The 303-nt window shown below is 41.9% G+C and carries 1 protein-coding gene; it reads left to right on the top strand.

Translation table 11 applies throughout. The annotated features are described in order from the left end of the window. The coding region (locus N482_RS05700) for a transposase (RefSeq protein ID WP_155730515.1) at nt 1-303 on the top strand (303 nt) is incomplete at both ends.

The raw sequence follows: 303 nt of genomic DNA, 5'->3' as shown, positions 1-303 counted from the left end.
TTTACCTCACTGCCTAGAGATAAATTTAGCGCGAACGACATAGCCAACTTATATCATGAACGCTCGGAAATAGAGCTGAGTTACCACGATATAAAATCATCCATGCAACATAATGCGATTACGCTAAGGAGTAAGACCGTTGAGCTTGTGTACCAAAAGTTGTTGGGATTGATGTTGGGGTACAACTTAATCAGGAGAGAAGCGAGCTTAGCAGCAGTATCACACAAAAGGGCACCGAACGAGATAAGCTTCAAATATGCATGTCAATTCATTGGAAGTCAGCTTAAAGTGATGGCGAATGCT

The organism is Pseudoalteromonas luteoviolacea NCIMB 1942, from assembly GCF_001625595.1.
Lineage (GTDB): Bacteria > Pseudomonadota > Gammaproteobacteria > Enterobacterales > Alteromonadaceae > Pseudoalteromonas > Pseudoalteromonas luteoviolacea_A.
This window is presented reverse-complemented; position numbering and strand designations above follow the sequence as displayed.